The sequence below is a fragment of the Pseudomonas sp. LBUM1657 genome (assembly GCF_059716075.1).
Genome location: NZ_CP166799.1, coordinates 6,357,997 through 6,381,232 on the forward strand (window position 1 = coordinate 6,357,997; position 23,236 = coordinate 6,381,232).

General features: G+C 60.6%; 19 protein-coding genes and 4 pseudogenes. 14 read left to right on the forward strand and 9 right to left on the reverse strand.

Annotation, left to right across the window (positions count from 1 at the left end; translation table 11 throughout):
* Positions 1-346: 346 nt before the first annotated feature.
* Together ACA055_RS29410 and rph are read right to left on the reverse strand one after the other, a co-directional pair.
* Positions 347-715, reverse strand: a complete 369-nt coding sequence (locus tag ACA055_RS29410; protein ID WP_497681712.1) for a DUF4870 domain-containing protein — start codon at positions 713-715, stop codon at positions 347-349.
* Positions 716-743: 28 nt separating this feature from the next.
* Complete coding sequence (rph, locus tag ACA055_RS29415; RefSeq protein WP_010465211.1) at positions 744-1,466, reverse strand: ribonuclease PH; 723 nt, start codon at positions 1,464-1,466, stop codon at positions 744-746.
* Positions 1,467-1,736: 270 nt separating this feature from the next.
* On the opposite strand from rph, the gene ACA055_RS29420 reads away from it, so the two are divergent.
* From ACA055_RS29420 to ACA055_RS29445, 6 genes are all read left to right on the forward strand, one after another.
* Entirely contained in the window at positions 1,737-2,600 is an 864-nt protein-coding gene (locus tag ACA055_RS29420; protein WP_033059347.1) for a YicC/YloC family endoribonuclease, read from the forward strand.
* Positions 2,601-2,612: 12 nt separating this feature from the next.
* The gene (gene gmk / locus ACA055_RS29425) at positions 2,613-3,233 is read left to right on the forward strand and encodes a guanylate kinase (protein WP_059403875.1); all 621 of its coding nucleotides are present in this window, start codon (positions 2,613-2,615) and stop codon (positions 3,231-3,233) included.
* 167 nt (positions 3,234-3,400) lie between these two features.
* A complete protein-coding gene (gene rpoZ, locus ACA055_RS29430) occupies positions 3,401-3,664 on the forward strand; it encodes a DNA-directed RNA polymerase subunit omega (protein ID WP_003177259.1) in 264 nt (87 codons plus the stop codon).
* Between the two features lie 56 nt (positions 3,665-3,720).
* Positions 3,721-5,826 carry a bifunctional GTP diphosphokinase/guanosine-3',5'-bis pyrophosphate 3'-pyrophosphohydrolase gene (gene spoT, locus ACA055_RS29435; RefSeq protein WP_497681713.1) on the forward strand — a complete coding sequence of 702 codons (2,106 nt, stop codon included), beginning with the start codon at positions 3,721-3,723 and terminating at the stop codon, positions 5,824-5,826.
* A 24-nt stretch (positions 5,827-5,850) separates the two neighbouring features.
* Positions 5,851-6,231, forward strand: a complete 381-nt coding sequence (locus tag ACA055_RS29440; RefSeq protein ID WP_003229509.1) for a RidA family protein — start codon at positions 5,851-5,853, stop codon at positions 6,229-6,231.
* Between the two features lie 73 nt (positions 6,232-6,304).
* The gene (locus ACA055_RS29445; protein WP_497681714.1) at positions 6,305-7,045 is read left to right on the forward strand and encodes a hypothetical protein; all 741 of its coding nucleotides are present in this window, start codon (positions 6,305-6,307) and stop codon (positions 7,043-7,045) included.
* Positions 7,046-7,184: 139 nt separating this feature from the next.
* Here ACA055_RS29445 and ACA055_RS29450 read toward each other — a convergent pair whose 3' ends face one another.
* Positions 7,185-8,042, reverse strand: coding sequence for an SDR family oxidoreductase (locus tag ACA055_RS29450; protein WP_497681715.1), 858 nt, complete (start codon positions 8,040-8,042; stop codon positions 7,185-7,187).
* Positions 8,043-8,231: 189 nt separating this feature from the next.
* On the opposite strand from ACA055_RS29450, the gene exbB reads away from it, so the two are divergent.
* The 6 genes from exbB to ACA055_RS29480 all read left to right on the forward strand — a co-directional run bounded on the left by exbB (position 8,232) and on the right by ACA055_RS29480 (position 15,149).
* Positions 8,232-9,197: a tonB-system energizer ExbB gene (gene exbB / locus ACA055_RS29455; protein WP_497681716.1), complete on the forward strand. Its 966-nt coding sequence runs from the start codon at positions 8,232-8,234 to the stop codon at positions 9,195-9,197.
* Between the two features lie 6 nt (positions 9,198-9,203).
* On the forward strand, positions 9,204-9,632 hold the full coding sequence (exbD, locus tag ACA055_RS29460) for a TonB system transport protein ExbD (protein ID WP_497681717.1): 429 nt from the start codon (positions 9,204-9,206) through the stop codon (positions 9,630-9,632).
* Entirely contained in the window at positions 9,629-10,378 is a 750-nt protein-coding gene (locus ACA055_RS29465) for an energy transducer TonB family protein (protein ID WP_497681718.1), read from the forward strand. Before exbD ends, ACA055_RS29465 begins: the two co-directional genes overlap by 4 nt.
* A 277-nt stretch (positions 10,379-10,655) precedes the next feature.
* Positions 10,656-11,585 (forward strand): hydrogen peroxide-inducible genes activator, encoded by a 930-nt coding sequence (locus ACA055_RS29470; RefSeq protein WP_497681719.1) that lies wholly within the window; start codon positions 10,656-10,658, stop codon positions 11,583-11,585.
* A gap of 9 nt (positions 11,586-11,594) precedes the next feature.
* On the forward strand, positions 11,595-13,670 hold the full coding sequence (gene recG / locus ACA055_RS29475; RefSeq protein WP_497681720.1) for an ATP-dependent DNA helicase RecG: 2,076 nt from the start codon (positions 11,595-11,597) through the stop codon (positions 13,668-13,670).
* Positions 13,671-13,748: 78 nt separating this feature from the next.
* Positions 13,749-15,149, forward strand: a complete 1,401-nt coding sequence (locus tag ACA055_RS29480; RefSeq protein WP_497681721.1) for an aminoacyl-tRNA deacylase and HDOD domain-containing protein — start codon at positions 13,749-13,751, stop codon at positions 15,147-15,149.
* 312 nt (positions 15,150-15,461) lie between these two features.
* On the opposite strand, the gene ACA055_RS29485 is transcribed toward ACA055_RS29480, so the two are convergent.
* Positions 15,462-15,851 carry a helicase gene (locus tag ACA055_RS29485; protein ID WP_497681722.1) on the reverse strand — a complete coding sequence of 130 codons (390 nt, stop codon included), beginning with the start codon at positions 15,849-15,851 and terminating at the stop codon, positions 15,462-15,464.
* A gap of 483 nt (positions 15,852-16,334) precedes the next feature.
* Here ACA055_RS29485 and ACA055_RS29490 point away from each other — a divergent pair, with 483 nt between their 5' ends.
* Positions 16,335-16,715, forward strand: a complete 381-nt coding sequence (locus tag ACA055_RS29490) for a DUF6124 family protein (protein ID WP_454864118.1) — start codon at positions 16,335-16,337, stop codon at positions 16,713-16,715.
* Positions 16,716-16,790: 75 nt separating this feature from the next.
* Here the strand turns inward: ACA055_RS29490 and tagH are convergent.
* The 5 genes and pseudogenes from tagH to ACA055_RS29515 form a co-directional block, all read right to left on the reverse strand.
* Positions 16,791-17,666: pseudogene (gene tagH / locus ACA055_RS29495) on the reverse strand (type VI secretion system-associated FHA domain protein TagH); the annotation flags it as partial.
* 3 nt (positions 17,667-17,669) lie between these two features.
* Positions 17,670-18,452 (reverse strand): annotated as a pseudogene (locus ACA055_RS29500) (sigma 54-interacting transcriptional regulator); the annotation flags it as partial.
* 10 nt (positions 18,453-18,462) lie between these two features.
* The gene (tssH, locus tag ACA055_RS29505; RefSeq protein WP_497681723.1) at positions 18,463-21,117 is read right to left on the reverse strand and encodes a type VI secretion system ATPase TssH; all 2,655 of its coding nucleotides are present in this window, start codon (positions 21,115-21,117) and stop codon (positions 18,463-18,465) included.
* A gap of 12 nt (positions 21,118-21,129) precedes the next feature.
* Positions 21,130-22,137, reverse strand: coding sequence for a type VI secretion system baseplate subunit TssG (gene tssG / locus ACA055_RS29510; protein WP_497681724.1), 1,008 nt, complete (start codon positions 22,135-22,137; stop codon positions 21,130-21,132).
* A pseudogene (locus ACA055_RS29515) lies at positions 22,101-22,883 on the reverse strand (type VI secretion system baseplate subunit TssF); the annotation flags it as partial. The pseudogene ACA055_RS29515 and the gene tssG, both read right to left, overlap by 37 nt.
* Here ACA055_RS29515 and ACA055_RS29520 point away from each other — a divergent pair.
* Positions 22,883-23,107: pseudogene (locus ACA055_RS29520) on the forward strand (DUF2931 family protein); the annotation flags it as partial. The pseudogenes ACA055_RS29515 and ACA055_RS29520 sit on opposite strands and share 1 nt — an antisense overlap.
* Positions 23,108-23,236 lie beyond the last annotated feature (129 nt).

The following is a 23,236-nucleotide window of genomic DNA, read 5'->3' on the forward strand; positions in this document are numbered from 1 at the left end:
GAGGCGAACTTTTTACCTGGGCACGCCTTTTGAACAGGTTGATTCGTCTCAACGCTGATTGATTTTAGATCCAGGGACCGTCAATGGCCTGAACGTATCGAAATATTTCTTGATAGTTATTACGTGGGGCAACTTTATCAATCGCCAAGTCTTATTGCCAAGAATATAGGCGGCGTTGAGGCTTTGCAGTTGTGACTAAAAGTGTAAGAGAGATAACAAACTTTGGGCGGGACTTAGCATTCAACTAAAATGGCAACCGCCGTACACGACTGGAGACATTTATCTAATTGCAAAAAAACAAAAGCCCCGACAAGTCAGGGCATTTGCTATAAACCGCGGTCGCGACCTACTTGATCAATCGCCAAGTGAACGGATACCGATATGGCACACCTTCATTGGCCTTCACTCCGCCAATGATCGTCAACACCAGCGCACCAATCGCCACCAGACCAAACAGGAAGAACCCAACGATAACCACCATCAGCAGGAAGCAGATGGCGGAAGCAATGGCGACGGTGATCTGAAAGTTCAGCGCCTCCTTGCCCTGCGCATCGACAAACGGGTCCATCTCGCGCTTCATCTGCCAGAGAATCAGCGGCCCGATCAACGTGCCGAACGGAATCCAGATCCCCAGCAAGGCGGACAGGTGACAAAACATCGCCCACTGCCGAACTTCTTTGCTCGGGGTGGGAAGCAGCTGTTGCTCGTCACTCATGGCGTCCTCCTTGCGTGGAACGGCCCGATCAGTCGGCCAGTGCAGCCTTTTGCAGCTCGAAGATTTCGGTCATGCCTTTCTTCGCCAGTTCAAGCATAGCGTTCAGCTCTTCCGGCTGGAACGGTGCGCCTTCGGCAGTACCCTGGACTTCGATGAAGCCGCCAGTGCTGGTCATCACCACGTTCAGGTCGGTCTCGGCAGCCGAGTCTTCCAGGTAGTCGAGGTCGAGCACAGGCTCGCCCTGATACATGCCCACCGAAACGGCGGCGATCATTTGCTTGAGCGGGTCGCCACCTTTCAGGCCACCGCGCTTCTTGATCACTTTCAAGGCATCTACCAGTGCAACCATGGCGCCAGTGATGGACGCGGTGCGGGTGCCGCCGTCAGCCTGGATCACGTCGCAGTCGACGTACAGGGTAACGTCGCCCAGCTTGGACATGTCCAGCGACGCGCGCAGGGAACGACCGATCAGACGCTGGATCTCCAGAGTACGGCCGCCTTGCTTGCCACGGCTCGCTTCACGCTGGTTACGCTCGCCGGTGGCGCGCGGCAGCATGCCGTATTCGGCAGTCAGCCAGCCCTGGCCCTGACCTTTGAGGAAGCGCGGCACGCCGTTCTCGACGCTGACGGTGCAGATGACTTTGGTATCACCGAACTCGACCAGTACAGATCCCTCGGCGTGTTTGGTGTAGTTGCGGGTAATGCGGATCGAGCGGAGCTGATCGGCAGCGCGACCACTTGGACGTTTCATAGGGAATACCTGTACGGGGACGGAAAACTGCGGAGCATTATAGAGCCGTGGGCCGCGCCTGGGCACTTCTAAAAAATTCGCCCGACGATTGAAGGCCCTGAATAGAGCGTAGCCGACGGCCTGCAGCTCTTTGTCACACGGTGTGTTTGGGCGCATCCGCCCCACTGCGCTACAATCCTGCGCCTTTGCTGCCTCTCGGCTTAAATTCACAGATAGCGGGTCCGCGAAACCTTGAAGGTTGCGCGCCGGCCTGCATTGCGAGGTACCTCCATGGTGCACAGCATGACCGCCTTCGCCCGCGTCGAGAAAGCCGGCGCCCAAGGCACCCTTAGCTGGGAACTGCGCTCGGTCAATAGCCGCTACCTGGAACCCCACTTGCGTTTGCCGGAGTCCTTCCGCGATCTCGAAGGCGCAGTCCGCGAAGCGCTGCGCCAGGGAATCTCCCGGGGCAAGCTCGAATGCACCCTGCGTTTCACCGAAGAAAACACCGACAAACCACTGCAAGTGGACCGCGAACGCGCCGCGCAACTGGTCGCTGCTGCCGAGACGATCGCCAGCCTGATCAAGAATCCGGCGGCGCTGAACCCGCTCGAAGTCCTGGCCTGGCCCGGTGTGCTGGTAGGCGACGCGACCGACCCGCAAGCCCTGAATGCCGAAGCATTGGCGCTGTTCAACGAAGGCCTGAAGGAACTCAAGGCCGGCCGTGAGCGAGAAGGCGCTGAGCTGGCGCGGCTGATCAACGATCGCTTGACCTCCATTGAGGAAGACGTGGTGACCTTGCGTGAACTGGTCCCGCAGATGCTCGCCACCCAGCGCCAGAAAGTCCTTGATCGCTTCGCCGACATGAAAGCCGAGATGGACCCGCAGCGGCTGGAGCAGGAAATGGTCATGCTCGCGCAAAAAAGCGACGTTGCCGAAGAACTGGATCGCCTGAGCACCCACATCATCGAAGTTCGCCGGGTGCTCAAATCCGGCGGCGCTGCCGGTCGGCGCCTGGATTTCCTGATGCAGGAGCTCAACCGCGAAGCCAACACACTGGGCTCCAAAGCCTTCGACCCGCGCAGCACCCAGGCGGCGGTCAACCTCAAAGTGTTGATCGAGCAGATGCGCGAACAAGTGCAGAATATTGAGTAAGGCAAAACCGACATGACCCACAGCACCGGCACTCTCTACATCATTTCCGCGCCTTCGGGCGCCGGCAAGACCAGCCTGGTCAAGGCGTTGATCGACGCCCAGCCGCAGATTCAGGTTTCCGTTTCCCACACCACCCGCGCCATGCGCCCGGGCGAAGTGGACGGCGTGAACTACAACTTCGTCTCGCGCGAACAGTTCGTGAAGATGATCGAACATGGCGATTTCCTGGAGCGCGCCGAAGTTTTCGGCAACCTCTACGGCACCTCGCAAAGCCACTTGCAGCAGACTCTCGATGAAGGCCACGACCTGATTCTGGAAATCGATTGGCAAGGCGCCGAGCAAGTGCGCAAGTTGATGCCCCAGGCGCGATCGATCTTCATTCTGCCGCCGAGCCAGCAAGCGCTGCGCCAGCGCCTGACCAATCGCGGCCAGGACAGCGACGAGATCATCGAGGGCCGCATGCGCGAAGCCGTCAGCGAAATGAGCCACTACGTCGACTACGACTACCTGATCATCAACGACGATTTCGCCCACGCACTGGACGATCTGAAGGCGATTTTCCGCGCAAACCAGCTGCATCAGAAGCGTCAGCAGCAGCGTAACGGAAAACTTTTGGCTGAATTGCTGGGTTGATTTGCTCTTCCCAAAACCGCTGCGGGGGCTTTACATTGGCACTTGCAGCGGGTTGAAGGGCTTGGTCAAAAAAACAGCGCTTCCCTAATCGCTGGTGATTTTTTAAACTGTCGAGTCCGCTCGCCCAACCGGGCAGCGCGCATTTTGCATTCGCTCCGAGGAATACCATGGCCCGCGTAACCGTTGAAGACTGCCTAGAACACGTGGAAAACCGCTTTGAGCTGGTCATGCTCTCTACCAAGCGTGCCCGTCAACTGGCCACCGGCGGCAAAGAGCCCCTGGTACAGTGGGAAAACGACAAACCTACCGTTGTAGCCCTGCGTGAAATCGCGGAAGGCCTGATGAGCTACGAGTTCATCGCCAACGCTGAAATCGTCGAAGACGAACCGCTGTTCGCAGCGTTCGAGGACGAGTCCAACGAGGCAGTCTAAGCCATGCCTGGTCGACGTAGCACGGCGCGGGGTCACAGCGAACGGCAGGAATCATCATGCCGAGCATAGACGCCCTCGCCGATCGCTTATCGACCTACCTCGGCAAGGACCAGGTCAACCTGGTCCGCCGAGCGTACTTCTACGCCGAACAAGCCCACGACGGCCAGCGCCGCCGTAGCGGTGAGGCGTACGTCACGCATCCTCTTGCCGTGGCGAACATTCTTGCCGACATGCACATGGACCATCAGAGCTTGATGGCTGCAATGCTGCATGACGTGATCGAAGACACCGGTATTGCCAAGGAAGCGCTGCAAGCGCAGTTCGGCGAAACCGTGGCCGAACTGGTCGACGGGGTCAGCAAACTGACCCAGATGAACTTCGAAACCAAAGCCGAAGCCCAGGCCGAAAACTTCCAGAAAATGGCCATGGCCATGGCGCGCGACATTCGCGTGATCCTGGTCAAGCTGGCCGACCGCCTGCACAACATGCGCACGCTGGAAGTCCTGTCCGGCGAAAAGCGTCGGCGGATCGCCAAGGAAACCCTGGAAATCTATGCACCCATCGCCAATCGGCTGGGCATGCACGCCATTCGCATAGAATTCGAAGACCTCGGCTTCAAGGCCATGCACCCGATGCGTTCCGCGCGGATCAACCAGGCGGTCAAACGCGCCCGGGGCAACCGCAAGGAAATCGTCAACAAGATCGAAGAATCCCTCAGTCATTGCCTGGCCATCGATGAGATCCAGGGCGAGGTCAGCGGGCGCCAGAAACACCTCTACGGCATCTACAAGAAAATGCGCGGCAAGCGTCGGGCCTTCAACGAGATCATGGACGTCTATGCGTTCCGGATCATCGTCGACAAGGTCGATACCTGCTACCGCGTGCTGGGTGCTGTGCATAATTTGTACAAACCGTTGCCGGGGCGCTTCAAGGATTACATCGCGATCCCCAAGGCCAACGGCTACCAGTCGCTGCACACCACGCTGTTCGGCATGCACGGTGTTCCGATCGAGATCCAGATCCGCACCCGTGAAATGGAAGAAATGGCCAACAACGGCATCGCCGCCCATTGGCTGTACAAATCCAGCGGCGACGAGCAGCCCAAAGGCACTCACGCCCGCGCCCGCCAGTGGGTCAAAGGCGTGCTGGAAATGCAGCAACGGGCCGGCAACTCGCTGGAATTCATCGAAAGCGTGAAGATCGACCTGTTCCCGGACGAGGTCTACGTGTTCACGCCCAAAGGCCGGATCATGGAGCTGCCGAAAGGCTCCACGGCAGTCGACTTCGCTTACGCGGTGCACACCGACGTGGGCAACAGCTGCATTGCCTGTCGGATCAATCGTCGTCTCGCGCCGCTGTCCGAACCGCTGCAAAGCGGCTCCACGGTCGAGATCGTCAGCGCTCCCGGCGCACGGCCGAACCCGGCGTGGCTCAACTTCGTGGTCACCGGCAAGGCGCGGACTCACATCCGCCATGCGCTGAAGCTGCAACGCCGCTCCGAATCCATCAGCCTCGGCGAACGCCTGCTGAACAAAGTCCTCAACGGTTTCGACAGCTCCCTGGACAAAGTCCCGGCCGAGCGCGTCAAGGCGATGCTCGCCGAGTACCGCCTCGAATTGATCGAAGACCTGCTCGAAGACATCGGCTTGGGCAATCGCATGGCCTATGTGGTCGCCCGCCGCTTGCTGGGCGAAGGCGAGCAATTGCCAAGCGCGGAAGGCCCACTGGCGATTCGCGGCACCGAAGGCCTTGTACTCAGTTACGCCAAGTGCTGCACGCCGATCCCGGGCGACCCGATTGTCGGCCATCTGTCCGCAGGCAAAGGCATGGTTGTGCACCTGGACAACTGCCGCAACATCAGCGAAATCCGCCACAACCCGGAAAAATGCATCCAGCTCTCGTGGGCCAAGGATGTCACCGGTGAATTCAACGTCGAACTGCGCGTCGAGCTGGAACACCAACGCGGCCTGATCGCCCTGCTGGCCAGCAGCGTCAACGCGGCCGACGGCAATATCGAAAAAATCAGCATGGACGAACGCGATGGTCGCATCAGCGTGGTCCAACTGGTGGTCAGCGTGCACGACCGCGTGCACCTGGCCCGCGTGATCAAGAAACTGCGCGCCCTGACCGGGGTGATTCGCATCACCCGCATGCGTGCATAAGCCCACCATTACAAGGAGTCATTCATGACCAAGACTGTTATCACCAGCGACAAGGCCCCGGCCGCCATCGGTACTTACTCCCAGGCGATCAAGGCTGGCAACACTGTCTACATGTCGGGTCAAATTCCTCTGGACCCAAAAACCATGGAACTGGTTGAAGGCTTCGAAGCCCAGACCGTCCAGGTGTTCGAGAACCTCAAGGCCGTGGCTGAAGCTGCCGGTGGTTCGTTCAAGGACATCGTCAAACTGAACATCTTCCTCACCGATCTGAGCCACTTCGCCAAGGTCAACGAGATCATGGGCAAGTACTTTGACCAGCCTTACCCTGCCCGCGCCGCCATCGGCGTAGCAGCCCTGCCGAAGGGTTCGCAGGTTGAAATGGATGCCATCCTGGTCATCGAGTAAATGCGTACGGCGCAGCCCTAAACAGGCTGCGCTGACTTATCTCGTAAAAAAAGGGTTCTGAAAGGATTCCAAAATGCGCAAAGCGCTTGCTCTCTCGCTGCTCGCCCTACTCCTGGGCGGTTGTGCCAGCGACCCTGCCGACCGTGATATCAGCGGCACCTGGATCAATCAGGTGGCGATCGATGCTGCATCCAAAGGCGGCCCCCTGCGTGAAGCGCTCCAGGCTTATGGCCCCAACCTGGAGTGGGACGTCAACACCAAGGCCGCTCAGGCCCGCTACACCAATGGGTTTGAAAATGTCGAAGGCAAGCTGCTGGGCGAAGAGTCCGGCGCCTGGAAAATCGACTTTTATGGCAGCTCTGGCAGTGAGCTAAAACGCGATGGCCAGCAATTGAGCCAGGCCGCGACCGAAAACGAACCAGAGCAGGTCTTCGACCGCGTTCTGACTCCAGCGCCGGAGGGCGCACCGCTTGGCGCCAGTTTTGAACGCGCGCTGTATTCAGCCTATATGGGTGGCAGCTGGAAAGTCGTCAGCGGTCCCGGTGAAGGCAGCACGGTGCAGTTCCAGGCTGACGGCCAGGTTTCCGGCCTGCAGGGTGCGGATCGTTATGCCCTGTGTCTGGCGGGTGATTGCGCTTCGATGAGCAGCGGCAACGATAGCCTGTGGTTGCAGTTGAATGGCCAAGGCAGTCCGTGGATCTTCGCCCGCAAAGGCAAGCAGCTGGAAATCTTTCCGGCGATCAACACTGCCTTGCAGGATGAACAGCCGACCTACACGCCTGGCAATCGGCAGTGGTTGTTGGAAAAGCAGTAATCCGGATCTAACTTCAAAGAAGATCCCATGTGGGAGCGGGCTTGCTCGCGAAAGCGGTGTAACAGTCAACGATGATGTTGAATGTTATGACCTCTTCGCGAGCAAGCCCGCTCCCACATTTGTTTGTGGTGTCCGGGAGTCAGCAGCGGCCTTCGAGGATCGCGGCATAACCTTCGCGATAGCTTGGATACTGCGGTGTCCAGCCCAAGGCCTTCGCTCTAGCATTGCTGCATTGCTTGCTGCCCGCACGCCGCACGCTCGCGTCTTCGGCCCATTCGGTTACGCCCAAGTATTCACGTAACCAGTCCACGACTTCTGCGAGTGGTGCCGGCGCGTCATCGACACCGATATAGACGTCATCCAGCGCCACGCCGCGTCGATCCGCTTCAAGTAGAAACGCCATCAACCCCGCCGCGTCGTCCGCGTGAATGCGGTTGCCGTACAGCGGCGGATCGATCGCCACGCGATAACCCCGGCGAACCTGGGTCAACAGCCATTCGCGGCCTGGGCCGTAGATACCGGTCAATCGCACAATACTGGCGGGAATACCGCTATTGAGGGCAATCTGCTCGGCCTCGAGCATCACACGCCCGGAATACCCAGCCGCCACGGCCGGCGAAGCTTCGTCGACCCACTCGCCCTCCTGTTGGCCGTAAACGCTGCTGCTGGAAACGAACAGCAGCCGATTGGGTACTTGCCCGTAGTCGCCCAGCCATTCCAGCACGTGCTGCAAACCCTGCACATAAGCGGTGCGGTAACCGGCCTCATCGTGATCGGTGGCGGCCGCGCAATACACCAGGTAATCCACTGCACCGACTGGCCAGGTTGCCGGGCAGTCTTTATTGAACAAGTCGCCAGCAACGCCAATCACACCCTTGGGCAGGCGCGAGACGTCACGCCGCAAGCCGTGGACTTCCCACCCCAAAGCCAACAATTGCGTAGCCAGACGGCTGCCAACATCACCGCAGCCGGCGATCAAAACAGAAGGCGCAGACATCAAAAAACTCCCATCAGAAAGGCACAGCCTAGCGCCGGCAAGGGACAAGCGGCTAGCAATCAAGGAAAAAAAGATACTCTATTACTTCTGTTAACAAGAATTACTTGCAATAATGCCCGCCACTTTTGCTCTCGGCCTCGCGAGGCCTGGAAGAGCATCTACCGATTTTCTTTCTCAGGTCCGGCCAGCATGACACGCAATCAATTCCCCGCTTCGCCAACCAAACGACCTCGCGCCTGGAGCGCGGTGGCCGCCCTGTTGCTCAGCCTGATGCTGGCGCCAACCGCCGCTTTCGCTGACGCACAAGCTCCAGCCTCCCCGGCCACGACAGCCGAGGCTCCGGCAAATCAAGCTGCTCCTGCAGCAGCTCCGGCCGCGACCGATCCGGCCCAAGCCGTAGACCCCATCGCCGAAGATGCTCCTGAAGTCCTTGAAGCCGACAACACCCTGGGCATGGCTCACGACCTCTCTCCATGGGGCATGTACCAAAACGCCGACATCATCGTGAAAATCGTGATGATCGGTCTGGCCATCGCCTCGATCATCACCTGGACCATCTGGATCGCCAAGGGTTTCGAGCTGATGGGCGCCAAGCGTCGTCTGCGTACCGAAATCGTCCACCTGAAAAAAGCCACCACCCTTAAAGAAGCCAGCGCTTCGGCGACCAGGGAAGGCACCCTCGCCAACCTGCTGGTGCACGATGCGCTGGAAGAAATGCGCCTGTCAGCCAACAGCCGCGAGAAAGAAGGCATCAAGGAACGCGTCGCCTTCCGCCTCGAGCGTCTGGTGGCAGCCTGCGGTCGCAACATGAGCAGCGGCACCGGCGTCCTCGCCACCATCGGCTCCACCGCGCCGTTCGTCGGTCTGTTCGGTACCGTGTGGGGCATCATGAACAGCTTCATCGGCATCGCCAAAACCCAGACCACCAACCTCGCCGTCGTGGCTCCCGGTATCGCCGAAGCCCTGCTGGCCACTGCGCTGGGCCTGGTTGCCGCGATTCCTGCCGTGGTGATCTACAACGTGTTCGCCCGCTCCATCGCCGGTTACAAGGCGCAGGTGTCCGACGCTTCGGCTGAAGTTCTGCTGCTGGTCAGCCGTGACCTCGACCACCAGCCTGAGCGCAGCTCGCAACCGCACATGGTGAAAGTGGGGTAATCGGCCATGGGCCTGCATTTGAAAGAAGGCGCAGACGACGATCTGGCCGAGAACCACGAAATCAACGTCACGCCGTTCATCGACGTGATGCTGGTGCTGTTGATCATCTTCATGGTGGCCGCCCCGCTGGCAACCGTGGATATCAAGGTCGACCTGCCCGCCTCCACCGCCAAACCGGCGCCGCGGCCAGAGAAACCGATGTTCCTTAGCGTCAAGGCTGACCAGCGCCTGTTCCTCGGCGAAGAAGAAGTGAAAGCCGAAGCACTCGGCGCCACTCTGGACGCCAAGACCAAGGGCAAGAAAGACACGACGATCTTCTTCCAGGCCGATAAAGGCGTGGACTACGGCGACCTGATGAGCGTGATGGACGCACTGCGCGCCGCCGGTTACCTGAAGGTTGGTCTGGTCGGACTCGAGACGGCAGTCAAGAAATGATCACGACGCGCCAAAATCTGACGCGTTACAGCGGGAGCCTGGCCGTGGTGCTAGGCGTCCATGCGCTGGCCATTGCGCTGGCGCTGAACTGGACGTCGCGCCCGCCAATCGAGCTGCCGCCGCAGGCGATGATGGTCGAGTTGGCGCCGGTTCCGGCCCCACCACCGCCGGCACCGCCGAAGGTCATAACGCCACCACAGCCACCCGCCCCGGTGGAAGAACTGCCTATCCCGAAACTGGCTGAAGCGCCGAAGGCCGAGATTGCCGTGCCGAAACCGGTCAAACCCAAGCCCAAGCCTCAACCGCCCAAGCCTGTGGAGAAAAAGCCGGAGCCGCCGAAGGAAAAACCATCCGAGGAAAAACCAAGCGACGCGCAACCGACTCAGGCGCCGACGGAGAAATCCGCACAACCGGCACCCGGCCCATCGCCAGCGCAGCAAGCGGCCAAGGCCAGTTGGCAAGGCACCCTGCTCGCTCACTTGGCCAAGTACAAAAAGTACCCGGCCAGTGCACAGGCGCGGGGCAAGGAAGGGTTGAACCGTCTGCGCTTCGTGGTGGATGCCGAAGGTAACGTGCTGTCGTTCGAACTGGTGGGCCGCTCCGGTAATGCTGATCTGGACCGGGCCACCCTGGAAATGATCAAACGCGCCCAGCCGCTGCCCAAGCCACCGGCCGATATGCTGACTAACGGCGCCATTGAAATTGTTGCACCGTTTGTTTATTCGCTGGAAAAACGCCGGCGTTGAAACACAGCAGATCCTAATGTGGGAGCGGGCTTGCTCGCGAAGAGGCTATTACATTCAGCATCCATGTTGACTGATACACCGCTTTCGCGAGCAAGCCCGCTCCCACAGGAGATCACCGACAGCTATAAGATTCATGCGAGGCACCGAAAGGTGCCTTTTGCCTATCTGCCAACGGCAAACCGGCATTGCCCTGTGTCACTCAGCACACTCTCTCTGATAACGTGCGTCTATCGATTGCAGCCGGTATGCTTGGCTCGCAACTTCATGGACGCTTGCTATGACTCTGACAGAATTACGCTACATCGTTACCCTCGCCCAAGAGCAGCATTTCGGCCATGCGGCCGAGCGTTGCCACGTCAGCCAGCCGACCCTGTCGGTGGGCGTGAAAAAGCTTGAAGACGAACTCGGTGTGCTGATTTTCGAGCGCAGCAAGAGTGCCGTGCGCCTGACCCCGGTCGGCGAAGGCATCGTTGCCCAGGCACAGAAAGTCCTGGAACAGGCCCAAGGCATTCGCGAACTGGCCCAGGCCGGGAAGAACCAGCTGACCGCCCCGCTGAAAGTCGGCGCGATCTACACCGTCGGCCCGTACCTGTTCCCGCACCTGATTCCACAACTGCACCGGGTCGCCCCGCAGATGCCGTTGTACATCGAAGAAAACTTCACCCACGTGCTGCGCGACAAACTGCGCAACGGCGAGCTCGACGCGATCATCATCGCCCTGCCGTTCAACGAAGCCGACGTGCTGACCCTGCAACTCTACGACGAGCCGTTCTACGTCCTGATGCCGGCCCAGCATGCGTGGACGCAAAAAGAATCCATCGACGCCGCCCTGCTCAACGACAAGAGCCTGCTGCTGCTCGGCGAAGGCCACTGCTTCCGCGATCAAGTGCTGGAAGCATGCCCGACCCTGGCCAAAGGCAACGACGGCGCCAAGCACACCACGGTGGAATCCAGCTCCCTGGAAACCATCCGCCACATGGTCGCCTCCGGCCTCGGCATTTCGATCCTGCCGCTGTCGGCGGTGGACAGCCATCACTACGCCCCCGGCGTGATCGAAGTGCGTCCACTGACGCCACCGGTGCCGTTCCGCACCGTTGCCATCGCCTGGCGCGCGAGCTTCCCGCGGCCGAAAGCGATTGAGATCCTCGCTGACTCCATTCGCCTGTGCTCGGTGGCCAAGCCGCCGGCGCCGGTGGTTGCCGGTTAAGTCGCTGCCATGACCGAGTTGTCGCAAGTGTCGGTGACGGCACTCAAGGGTGTCGGCGAAGCCATGGCCGAGAAATTGGCCAAGGTCGGCCTGGAGAATCTCCAGGACGTGCTGTTCCACCTGCCGCTGCGCTACCAGGATCGCACCCGCGTGGTCCCGATCGGCCATTTGCGACCCGGCCAGGATGCGGTGATCGAAGGCACCGTCAGCGGCGCCGATGTGGTCATGGGGCGTCGCCGTAGTCTCGTTGTACGTCTACAGGACGGCACCGGCGGGCTCAGCCTGCGCTTCTATCATTTCAGCAACGCCCAGAAAGAAGGCCTCAAACGCGGCACGCGGATTCGCTGCTACGGCGAAGCGCGGCCCGGTGCGTCAGGGCTGGAAATCTACCACCCGGAATACCGCGCCATCACTGGCGACGAGCCGCCACCGGTGGACGAAACCCTGACCCCGGTTTACCCGCTCACCGAAGGCCTGACCCAACAACGCCTGCGCCAACTGTGCATGCAAACCCTGACGTTGCTCGGCCCCAGCAGCCTGCCCGACTGGCTGCCGACCGAACTGGCCCGGGACTATCAGCTTGCGCCGCTGGCCGATGCGATCCGCTACCTGCATCACCCGCCCGCCGATGCCGACGTCGACGAACTCGCCCTCGGTCATCACTGGGCGCAGCACCGTCTGGCTTTCGAAGAACTGCTGACTCATCAACTGTCCCAGCAGCGCCTGCGCGAGAGCATGCGCTCCCTACGCGCGCCAGCGATGCCGAAAGCCACGAAGCTGCCGGCGCAATACCTGGCCAACCTCGGGTTCACCCCGACCGGCGCCCAGCAACGCGTCGGCAACGAAATCGCCTACGACCTCAGTCAGCATGAGCCGATGCTACGCCTGATTCAGGGCGACGTCGGCGCTGGCAAAACCGTGGTCGCCGCCCTTGCTGCGCTTCAGGCATTGGAAGCGGGTTATCAAGTCGCGCTGATGGCGCCCACCGAGATTCTCGCCGAGCAGCACTTCATCACCTTCAAGCGCTGGCTCGAACCGCTGGGCATCGAAGTGGCGTGGCTGGCCGGCAAACTCAAGGGCAAGAACCGCGTGGCGGCGCTGGAGCAAATCGCCAGCGGCGTACCAATGGTGGTCGGCACCCACGCACTGTTCCAGGACGAAGTGCAGTTCAAGAACCTGGCGCTGGCGATCATCGACGAACAACACCGCTTCGGCGTGCAGCAGCGTCTGGCGTTGCGCCAGAAAGGCGTCGGAGGGCGGATGTGTCCGCACCAGCTGATCATGACCGCCACGCCGATTCCACGGACGCTGGCCATGAGCGCCTACGCCGACCTCGACACCTCGATCCTCGATGAACTGCCGCCCGGCCGCACACCCGTAAACACCGTGCTGATCACGGATACCCGCCGCGTTGAAGTCATCGAGCGGGTGCGCGGTGCGTGTGCCGAAGGGCGTCAGGCCTATTGGGTGTGCACGCTGATTGAAGAGTCGGAAGAGCTGACCTGCCAGGCTGCCGAAACCACTTACGAAGACCTCACCGCCGCGCTCGGCGAGTTGAAGGTCGGGCTGATCCACGGCCGCATGAAGCCCGTCGAGAAAGCCGCGGTCATGGCCGAGTTCAAGGCTGGCAACCTGCAACTGTTGGTCGCCACCACAGTGATCGAAGTTGGCGTCGACGTACCGAACGCCAGCCTGATGATCATTGAAAACCCCGAACGCCTGGGCCTGGCGCAGTTGCACCAGTTGCGCGGTCGTGTCGGTCGGGGCAGCGCCGCCAGCCATTGCGTGCTGCTTTACCATCCGCCGCTGTCGCAGATCGGCCGTCAACGCCTGGGGATCATGCGCGAAACCAACGACGGATTTGTCATCGCCGAAAAAGACCTCGAACTGCGCGGCCCTGGCGAAATGCTCGGCACGCGCCAGACCGGTCTGCTGCAATTCAAGGTCGCTGACCTGATGCGCGATGCAGATTTGCTCCCCGCCGTGCGCGACGCCGCCCAAGCTTTGCTTGAGCGCTGGCCCGATCACGTCAGCCCGCTACTCGACCGCTGGCTGCGCCACGGGCAGCAATACGGCCAAGTGTGAGCACCGTCGCAGTTTGTAGACCCTGGCTGTAAACAAGCTGGTTATACTCCTGCAATTGTTTGAGAACGGATACAAACCATGACCGAAGTTGCCCTCGCACCCGCCACCCCGCACGCTCCGTCGGTTATTCGGCTGCTGCTGGGCAAACTGGGAATTGCCTACGAAGAAGTTCTCGAACACCACGGCCTGAACGCCGCGCGCAAAGTCCAGGCGGTACTGGTGGATGACGCCGTTGGCTCTCTGATGGTGCTGTTCCCGCAGAGCCAATTGCTGGACCTCAACCGCCTCGCCGAACTGACGGGCCGCCGCCTCACCGCCGTGTCCACCGAACGCCTGGTGAAAATGCTCGGCAAACACAACCTGAGCCTGTTGCCCGGCCTGCCGGCGCTGACCACTTCACCGTGTCTGTATGAAGCAAGTCTGCTGCGCGAGCCGAAGCTGTTGATCAACTCGGGGGAGCCAGGCGTATTGCTGGAAGTCACCAGCGAAGCGTTCAAAACCATGCTGACCAAGGCCAGCGCCGCCAACTTCGGCGAGAACCTGACCAGCATCCGCCCGAACCTCGACCGCCCCGACGATGACCGCCAGGAAATCACCCAGGCCGTTCAAGCGTTCACCGCGCGACGCATCCAGCAGCGCCTGGAAGCGACCATCGAGATTCCGCCGCTGGCCGAGACCGCGCAGAAAATCATCAAACTTCGGGTCGACCCCAACGCCACCATCGACGACATCACCGGCGTCGTCGAAACCGACCCGGCGCTCGCCGCACAAGTCGTGAGCTGGGCGGCGTCGCCGTACTACGCGTCGCCGGGCAAAATTCGTTCAGTGGAAGACGCCATCGTGCGGGTGCTGGGTTTCGACCTGGTGATCAACCTGGCGCTGGGCCTGGCCCTGGGCAAAACCCTGAGCCTGCCAAAAGACCATCCGCAACACACCACGCCGTACTGGCAGCAATCGATCTACACCGCCGCCGTCATCGAAGGCCTGACCCGCGCCATGCCGCGCGCCCAGCGCCCGGAAGCCGGCCTGACCTACCTCGCCGGCCTGCTGCACAACTTCGGCTACTTACTGCTGGCCCACGTGTTCCCGCCGCACTTCTCGCTGATCTGCCGCCACCTGGAGGTCAACCCGCACCTTTGCCACAGCTACGTCGAGCAACACCTGCTGGGCATCAGCCGTGAACAGATCGGCTCGTGGCTGATGCGCTACTGGGACATGCCCGAAGAACTGGCCACTGCGCTGCGCTTCCAGCACGACCCGGGCTATGACGGCCCCTACGCCGAATACCCGAACCTGGTCTGCCTGTCCGTACGTCTGCTGCGCAGCCGCGGCATCGGCTCCGGCCCGGATGAAGACATCCCGGACGCCCTGCTGGAACGCGTAGGCCTGACCCGCGACAAAGCCAACGACGTCGTCAGCAAAGTCCTCGAAGCAGAAGTCCTGCTGCGTGAACTGGCTTCGCAATTCACCCAGGCCTAAAGCACTACGGGCAAACCCACTCTCACAGGATTTACGCGATCCCTGTGGGAGCGGGCTTACCCGCGATGAATCCCCCTCGATCCAACTGAATCACCTCAACCCCTTGTGGGAGTGAGCCTGCTCGCGATGAATCCAACTCGGTATCTCTGAATCACCACACCTCTGTGGCGAGGGAGCTTGCTCCCGCTCGACTGCGCAGCAGTCGCAACCCAGCCAACGCGATGTGTCAGATACAACCGAGGTCTTAGGCTTTAGGGCCGCTTCGCAGCCCAGCGGGAGCAAGCTCCCTCGCCACAAAGTCAGTCACTCGACTCAAGCCTTTGCCTTAGCTTTGGCCTTCCTCGGCTTCAAATACTTGGTCAACCCCTGAAACCAGATCACCAACGCCGGATTCCCCTTGATCTGAATCGACTTGTCCTGAATCCCCGTCATGAATGCCAACTGCTTGTTCTTCGCCTGCATCGTGGCAAAGCCATACGCCGCATCTTTAAAGGCAATCGCAAACGCCGGCTCGGCATACACGCCGGACTTACTGGTGATGCGCTGATCCTTCACAAAGAAATGCCGCGCCACTTTCCCGTCCAGGGTCTGTAGCTGGAACACCAACGCCTTGTCACCCAACTGCTGCTGAAACGCAGGATTAGTCCGACTGGCCTTACCCATCAACAAACCCAGCATCCACAGAAGAAAACGAAATTTCATGCGCACAGCCTCAAGAGAAAAATGAACGGCCGGCGCAGTGTAGCGGCTTCGAGCAGGAACGCCACTGTTGTGCAGTGTTAGAAGAAGATACCGGTATTTTTGACGCTGATGACTACCAAGTCATTGACTAAACGGTGCTGTTTAAAAGCTGAGGTTTATTGAGCTTTCTACGCTCGGGGCTATCGGACATTTCCTTCAACACGTGGCGCTGTTCATGAACTAGGCAGGCCTTGGCTTCATCGATAGGCTTTGTCCGTCGCCGCAAAATCGGTGACACGGACGTGCAAGTCCGGTGGGATACACAATGGTTATGGCAATTCATCGAGCATTTTCCTATGCTCGCGAACCGTTATGGCAGTTGTGTATGGGAGACCTTTGGGTCTGCCGGGTAATCCCGCCGGTCTTGCACACCTATGCACAGCTGCCACCTCTTTCGAAGTGCAAGCGAAACGGTGTCGGCTCCTTAATTACGGGATTACACCAATGATCAAGCCAACACCCAACCCTCCAGAGCACGAAGCCACCTCCCCCTACGAATCCTTCGACTCCAAAAAACTCCACGAAGCCGCCGAACGCGCCCTCGACCATCACTTCGCTCCGCCCCAAGAAAAACCCTCTCCCGGCATGGGCCCACTCTTCATGGTCTGCCCTGACGTCCACACGGAAACCCTCCTGGCCAACGCCTCGGAAGACCTGCTATCCATCAGCGCCATCGCCGCCGACCTGGCCGACGATGTAGAAGGCTCTCGCCGCTCCATAGCCCTGGCACTCAGCAGAATGGCGGACGGCGTGCATCTGTTAGTGGAACGAGCGCTGGACCATATTGACTCGCCGGATCCGGCGGAGCATCGGGCTAAGACATAGCAAGAAATACGAAGGGGACTGACGTCCCCTTCTTCATTCCAATGCATTGTCACGTCTGCACTTCGAGCTTTAGATGCCCGGCTTGTTCGGCTGCAACAAAATGCCCAGCGCTTCACCCGCATCGACGGCGAACTTCAGCGGATTTTTATGGGTGCCTTGCACGGTGGTTTGGGCCAGTCGCAGTTCGTTTTTCAGTTCGCTGCGGGTGCGCAGGCTCTGTTGCAAACCGCCAACGCTCTGCTTGAGCAGACGCGCGGCATTCAGCGCCAGGGCTTCGCGAGCGTCGTGATCAAGGCCTTTAAGGTCCACGCCCAACGCTGCACCGAAATGCTCCCAGAAACCTTCGCTCTGACGCTCGACAGCCTTCGGGATCGGGGCTGGCGCAGGTTCTGCCGGGGCGTTGATCAACTCCGGAACCAACAGGCTTTCCATGTCGATGCGCGCATAGTCGGCACGCTGACGGGTGTCTGAGAGGGTGGTGCTCGGGGAGATCAACTCGTCGATTTCCGAGTACACGCGCTCTTGTTGATCAAGGGCGTTCAGCGGGTCGAGGTCAAGGAACGCATCGTCCGGAATGATGCTGCCTGCCGCTTGCGGACGGCCGACTTCCACGTCGAAGGTCGCCGGGTCGCGCACCAGCCGCGCGCGGATCTCGAAGTCACCCAGCACGTAGATGCTGCCGTGCTCGATGCGCATCGCTTCGCCCTTGCGCAGGCGCGCGCCGCTTTCGCTGTCCTGGATGCCGTTGCTGCTGGTATCGGTCAGGTAAAACGTACCTTCGCGGTAGCTGATCATCGCGTGGTGATTGGACAGATGACGCTTGCGGTCCGGAATGATCCAGTCGCAATCCTCGCCCCGACCGATCACGCCGCCGGCCTGCTTGAAGGTCTTCTGGCACAAATCCGTGGGCACGAACTGCTTGGTGTTCAGCATTTCGAAAACCAGTTCCATGGTGATACGCCGCGCAGTTCTGCACAATGAACGCCTGGGAACGGCGCGGGCCGCAGTCGTGAATCGACCGCGCGACCACTTCCTTGCCGGTGCCGGTCTCGCCGCGCAACAGCACGGTGTAAGGGCTGTGCAGGACTTTGCTGATCAGCGAATAGGTCTGGCGCATGGCCGCGCTTTTGCCGATCAAACCGTAACCGCTGGCGCTCGGGACGCTGACCGGCGCCGGTCGTGCGTCGCCGGTCGTGCGTCGCCGGACGGACGACGCAAACGGTGCAGCAAGTGCAATTGGCCAAGCACAAACGAACCGAGCTGGCCGAGGGAATCGGCAAAGCCTTGCAGATCGATGTGCCGGCCACTGGCGCACACCAGCAAACCTTCAACGGCCTTGTGCTGATTGACCAGTGGCACGCACAGCAGCGACTGCCACGGCGTGGCCTGGGGCGGCAGGAAACTGGTTTCGTGCAGGCTGCCGCTCAATTCGCCGAGGCTGACCACGCGGTTTTGGCACAGGGCGAATTGCAGCAGTTGCTCACCGTTGTAATCGGCCGGCAGGCTCGCCGCTTCCCGGGGCTGCAGGATGCCGTTGAGGCACTCGGCGTTCATCCCCAGGCTCGTGTGGGTGGCGTCCAGCAGGTACAACTGCGTCAACTCGCAACCGCTGAGTTCCGCCACCCCGCGCACGAAGTCACCCAGCAGCGCAGCGCCGTCCGCCGCCCGCGACAGGCTGGCGAATTGCGCCAGCAAGGCTTCGGCATACACCAGCGGTTGCGGCACTTGCGTGAACATCACACCCACCTCAGGCGAACTCGCAGGTCACGCTGGCGTTGCCGTCGAGCGTCGCGTGGACACGCTTGAGACTTTCACCGGTGGCCATGGCATCGAGCAAGCGGTCGGCCACCAGCGGCAGCACGTGCAGGTCCAGCAGGTGGTCGATCAGGCGCGCGCCGCTGTCGCTTTGGGTGCAACGTTCGGCCAAGTGATCGACGAGGTCCTGGGAGTAAGTGAAATCCAGCTGACGACGGTTCAGGCGCTCGCCCAAACGACCGAGTTTGATTTCGATCAACTCGCGCAATACCGGGCCGCCGACCGGGTAGTAAGGCACCACGCGCATCCGCGCCAGCAGCGCCGGTTTGAAGTGTTTGCTGAGCACCGGGCGGATGGTTTCTTCGAGCACTTCGGCGGAGGGACGCGCGCCGTTTTCGCAGAGTTCGCTGATGCGGTCACTGCCCAGGTTCGAGGTCATCAGGATCAGCGTGTTGCGGAAGTCGATCTCGCGCCCTTCCCCGTCGTTGGCCACGCCTTTGTCGAAGATTTGGTAGAACAGGTTCAGCACGTCCGGGTCGGCCTTCTCGACTTCATCGAGCAACACCACCGAATACGGCTTCTGGCGCACGGCTTCGGTGAGCATGCCGCCCTCGCCATAACCGACGTAGCCTGGTGGAGCACCGATCAAGCGCGAAACGGTGTGCTTCTCCTGGAACTCGGACATGTTGATGGTGGTGATAAAACGATCACCGCCGTACAGCAAATCCGCGAGGGCCAGCGCGGTTTCGGTCTTGCCGACACCGCTCGGGCCGACCAGCAGGAACACACCCACCGGCGCGTCAGGTTTGTTCAAGCCGGCAGCGGTGGCGCGCATCGAACGGTCCAGCGCGTGAACGGCTTGTTCCTGACCGCGAATGCGGGTGCGCAGGTCGGTGGCGAAACTCGCGACCTTGGCGTTGTGTTCGCGGGCCAGTTGCGCCAGTGGCACGCCGGTCCAGGCGCTGATCACTTCAGCCACCAGACGCGGGCAGACTTCGAAACTCACCAGACGCTCTTTGACCTGGGCATCGGTCAGGGCGCGATGGGTCTCGTTCAGCAATGCTTCCAGAGCTTCGACGCTGTGCGCCTCGTCTACTGGTGCATCCAGGGTTTCGATCACGGTGCCTTCGGCGTCTTCTTCGACCGTAACGGTTGGTTCGACGGCGGCGGTTTCGCGGGCCTTGGCCAGTTGCTGACGCAGGTCCAGCAAGCGCTCGGCCAGTTCCTTCTGTTCATTCCAGAGGGTTTCCAGCGCAACCCTTTCGTCTTCAGCGGCGGCCAGTCGATCTTCCAAAGCGTCCAGCGCTTCGTGATCGATCAGCAAACCTGCTTCGGCGTCGCGGCGCAGCGCCTGGCGCTGACGGCCACCTTCAGCCAGTTCGCCCCGCAGGCGCTCAAGACTTTCCGGTGCGGCCGCAAGACTGATGCGCACGCGGGCGCACGCGGTGTCGAGCACATCGACAGCCTTGTCCGGCAGCTGACGGCCGGCCAGATAACGAGCGGACAACTCGGCCGCGGCAACCACCGCATCATCGCGCAAGTAAATGCCGTGGCTCTTCTCGTAGACCTGAGCCAAGCCACGGAGGATGGTCACCGCTTCGCTGACGGTCGGTTCGTGCAGTTGCACTGGTTGGAAGCGCCGGGCCAGGGCCGGGTCTTTTTCGAAGTATTTCTTGTATTCCGCCCACGTGGTGGCGGCGATGGTGCGCAACTCGCCGCGCGCCAGGGCTGGCTTGAGCAGGTTGGCCGCGTCGGAACCGCCGGCATTGCCGCCCGCGCCGATCAGGGTGTGGGCTTCGTCGATGAAGATGATGATCGGTTTCGGCGAGGCTTTGACTTCGTCGATCACGCCTTTGAGACGACGCTCGAACTCACCTTTGACGCTGGCGCCGGCCTGCAACAGGCCCATGTCCAGGGACAGCAACTCGACGCCTTTGAGGACTTGCGGTACCTCACCGGCGGCGATGCGCGAAGCCAAACCTTCGACGATCGCGGTTTTGCCGACGCCGGCTTCACCGACCACAATAGGGTTGTTTTTACGACGACGGGCAAGGATGTCGATCATCTGACGGATCGCGCCATCGCGGCACAGCACCGGGTCGAGTTTACCGTCGCGGGCCTGTTGGGTCAGGTTGTGGGTGAAGCGCTCCAGCAGCGATTCGCCCGGCACGACCGGTTTGCCGGTCGCCGGTTGTTCTTTCTGCGACAACGCGAATTCTTTCAGGCGCTCGATGTTCAGTTTGGCCAGCAACGACTGGTAGCGACTGCCGGCGTAGCGCATCGGGTTGCGCAGCAGCGCGAGGATCAATGCGGCCTGCTCAACCTGGCTCTGGCCCAATTCAAGATTGGCCACCAACAAAGCGTCTTGCAGCCACTGCACCAGTTCCGGAGCGAATACCGGGTTGCGCGAAGCGCTGTGTTCGACCCGCGATTGCAGCGCAGCGCTCAGCTCACCGGCATCCACTTCGGCGTCTTGCAACGCGCGTGCGAGCAAGCCTTGCGGGCGCTCCAGCAGGCCCAGCAGCAAGTCTTCTACGAGAATCTTGCTACCGCCACGGGCGACGCAGCGTTCGGCAGAGCTTTCCAGGTCACGACGGGTTTCGGCGTCCAGCGCCTGGATAAGTTGTTGCAGGTCTACGTTGATCATTGGCTCACGTCCTTAATGAATTTTGCTACCCAGGGTCACCACGCCGTCCGCTTTTTCGCGGCCGAGCCAACTGGTCCATCCCAGGCGACAGGCGTTCTGCTCACCGATGCGCAGTTCGCGGATTTCTTCCTGGCGCAGGACCAGGCGAATGTCGTAATCGAGCGGGTCACGCAGGGTAAATCGCACCAGCGCACACAGCGGCTGATAGCCGAAACCGATTGGCAGGAATTCGTGGAAGCGTTGCCAGTCGAGCTCGCGGATGTGAATCCGGAACTTGCCGCTGCGGTCGCGCACATGCTCGCCCAGCACCAGGTCTTCGCCGAGCAGGCTGTTGGCGCGGCCCAAACGATTGCGTTGCTCTTCGAGGATTTCGACGCGGCGCTCGATGCACTGCTCGATGGTCAGTTCGGCGTGCTTGAAGTAGTAACGCAGCACCGCTTCGATCAGCGCCGCCGAGTGCGCCCGCAGACTGAGCAGGCCGAGGTATGGCAGCAGGCGTTTCCAGTTCAGTTCTTGGGCCCGGCGGATCTCTTCGCCACCGAGACCGATCAGCGCAAACAGTTGCGAGGAAAACGGGTCGAGGGCGCCACTCTGGAAGCTCGCGCGGTAACGGTACTTGCGCCAGATCGGCAGCATCAGCCGTTGCAGGCGATGGTGAAACAGGTCGAGGAAATTGCGGGTCGGGTTGCCGTCTTCGCTATCGCCCAAGGCCTGTTCGCCATAGAACGCCGGCAGCGGCGAACCGGAACCTACCAGGCCGATCAGGTTGAAGCGCAGACGCGCGCGCATCTGCCCGTGCTCGTAGAAAAACTCCACGCGATCGACGTCACTGCCAGGGAAACCCAGGCTCGGGTTGGCCTGGAATTCCAGCTGGTCGTACAAATCGTCTTCGCTCAGGTGCGGGTGTGCATCGCGCAGCCGGTCAACCACCAGCAGCACGGCCTGAAACAGCGAGTACTCGCGTATAACCCGGGTCAGCCCGCTTAAAGCAGGGGCTGCAGGCCCATACGTGGTGTCCATTGGTACACCTCTCCTTGTGTACTTTTTACCCGCAGCTCGTGGTACGAATTGAGACTGGCGTAAAGCGCGAAAAACTCGTTAAGAACCGAAGCGAAAACGAACAGGTCGCCCTCACCGATATACCCCTCAGGGTCGATGGTCAGCTCGGTGCGCAATCCGCGTACCGGCAACCCTCGGTGCAATCTGTCCACGTGCTGGTGTTTGATCGACTTGAGCCCGCCAAGCAGGCGCTTGCTGACTTTTGCCGAGTGCTGGTCGTAATAGCTCGGCAGGTCGTAGGTTTCGAGAATCACCTTCAACGCATTGACGTCGGCCAGGGACAGATAGTTAAGCGACATGTTGCTGATCAGCTTCCAGAGGAAGTCACGGTTCAGCGGTGGTGCATAACTTGGGGTGGCCGGGGTGATGTTGCGGAAACTCAGGAACTCCGGCGTGTCTTCGCAGGCCTGGCTGATGTCCCCGAGCTTGAGCTTGCGCGGCAGGTTCTGGTTGGTGCACATCAGCTCGATCGACAGGGTTTCGTGGGCTTCGGTGTGGCGGATGCCGAAACTCAGGTGGGTGTCGAGGCCATCGTGCGACGAAGACGAACGCTGGCGGATGCTGTAATGCGGACGGCTGGTGGGCACGTCGAAACTCGGGTCGTGCTCGAAGGATTCGAACGGCACGTACTCCTGATAGCCGAGGCCGCCAGGTTTCCAGCCGGTCACGGTTTCCACCGAGAATACGCCGCAGTTTTCCAGGTCGTATTACCGACTACCGCGATGACATTGGCATTGGTCTGGCGCCGGGTGGTATTGCCAAGGTCTGGTTGGGCGGTCCTTGCTTGAAGGCAGTCGAGATTGCACGAGTAGAAGGAACCATAAACCCAAGAGGTCCCTATGAAGGAAAATCCAGTGGCAAGCATCGACCCTTGTCCGAGACATCTGAGGCTTACATAGAGAAGTTCGGAATTCCCTATGGAAGCTGGTAAGGAATGCCAACATTTCCGATGGTTAAACACCACTCGCCAGCGCTTGTTTAAAACGCCTTGAGGTTACGTCCTGCAAGCAACAACACCTTGCGTCGTTGCCTACGGCTACGCCAGAATCCGCCGGCTTGT

What these genes read in the sequence shown, in the direction of transcription:
- ACA055_RS29410 (WP_497681712.1), bottom strand. Translation starts at nt 715, where the DNA reads ATGAGTGACGAGCAACAGCTGCTTCCCACCCCGAGCAAAGAAGTTCGG.
- rph (WP_010465211.1), bottom strand. Translation starts at nt 1,466, where the DNA reads ATGAAACGTCCAAGTGGTCGCGCTGCCGATCAGCTCCGCTCGATCCGC.
- ACA055_RS29420 (WP_033059347.1), top strand. Translation starts at nt 1,737, where the DNA reads ATGGTGCACAGCATGACCGCCTTCGCCCGCGTCGAGAAAGCCGGCGCC.
- gmk (WP_059403875.1), top strand. Translation starts at nt 2,613, where the DNA reads ATGACCCACAGCACCGGCACTCTCTACATCATTTCCGCGCCTTCGGGC.
- rpoZ (WP_003177259.1), top strand. Translation starts at nt 3,401, where the DNA reads ATGGCCCGCGTAACCGTTGAAGACTGCCTAGAACACGTGGAAAACCGC.
- spoT (WP_497681713.1), top strand. Translation starts at nt 3,721, where the DNA reads ATGCCGAGCATAGACGCCCTCGCCGATCGCTTATCGACCTACCTCGGC.
- ACA055_RS29440 (WP_003229509.1), top strand. Translation starts at nt 5,851, where the DNA reads ATGACCAAGACTGTTATCACCAGCGACAAGGCCCCGGCCGCCATCGGT.
- ACA055_RS29445 (WP_497681714.1), top strand. Translation starts at nt 6,305, where the DNA reads ATGCGCAAAGCGCTTGCTCTCTCGCTGCTCGCCCTACTCCTGGGCGGT.
- ACA055_RS29450 (WP_497681715.1), bottom strand. Translation starts at nt 8,042, where the DNA reads ATGTCTGCGCCTTCTGTTTTGATCGCCGGCTGCGGTGATGTTGGCAGC.
- exbB (WP_497681716.1), top strand. Translation starts at nt 8,232, where the DNA reads ATGACACGCAATCAATTCCCCGCTTCGCCAACCAAACGACCTCGCGCC.
- exbD (WP_497681717.1), top strand. Translation starts at nt 9,204, where the DNA reads ATGGGCCTGCATTTGAAAGAAGGCGCAGACGACGATCTGGCCGAGAAC.
- ACA055_RS29465 (WP_497681718.1), top strand. Translation starts at nt 9,629, where the DNA reads ATGATCACGACGCGCCAAAATCTGACGCGTTACAGCGGGAGCCTGGCC.
- ACA055_RS29470 (WP_497681719.1), top strand. Translation starts at nt 10,656, where the DNA reads ATGACTCTGACAGAATTACGCTACATCGTTACCCTCGCCCAAGAGCAG.
- recG (WP_497681720.1), top strand. Translation starts at nt 11,595, where the DNA reads ATGACCGAGTTGTCGCAAGTGTCGGTGACGGCACTCAAGGGTGTCGGC.
- ACA055_RS29480 (WP_497681721.1), top strand. Translation starts at nt 13,749, where the DNA reads ATGACCGAAGTTGCCCTCGCACCCGCCACCCCGCACGCTCCGTCGGTT.
- ACA055_RS29485 (WP_497681722.1), bottom strand. Translation starts at nt 15,851, where the DNA reads ATGAAATTTCGTTTTCTTCTGTGGATGCTGGGTTTGTTGATGGGTAAG.
- ACA055_RS29490 (WP_454864118.1), top strand. Translation starts at nt 16,335, where the DNA reads ATGATCAAGCCAACACCCAACCCTCCAGAGCACGAAGCCACCTCCCCC.
- tssH (WP_497681723.1), bottom strand. Translation starts at nt 21,117, where the DNA reads ATGATCAACGTAGACCTGCAACAACTTATCCAGGCGCTGGACGCCGAA.
- tssG (WP_497681724.1), bottom strand. Translation starts at nt 22,137, where the DNA reads ATGGACACCACGTATGGGCCTGCAGCCCCTGCTTTAAGCGGGCTGACC.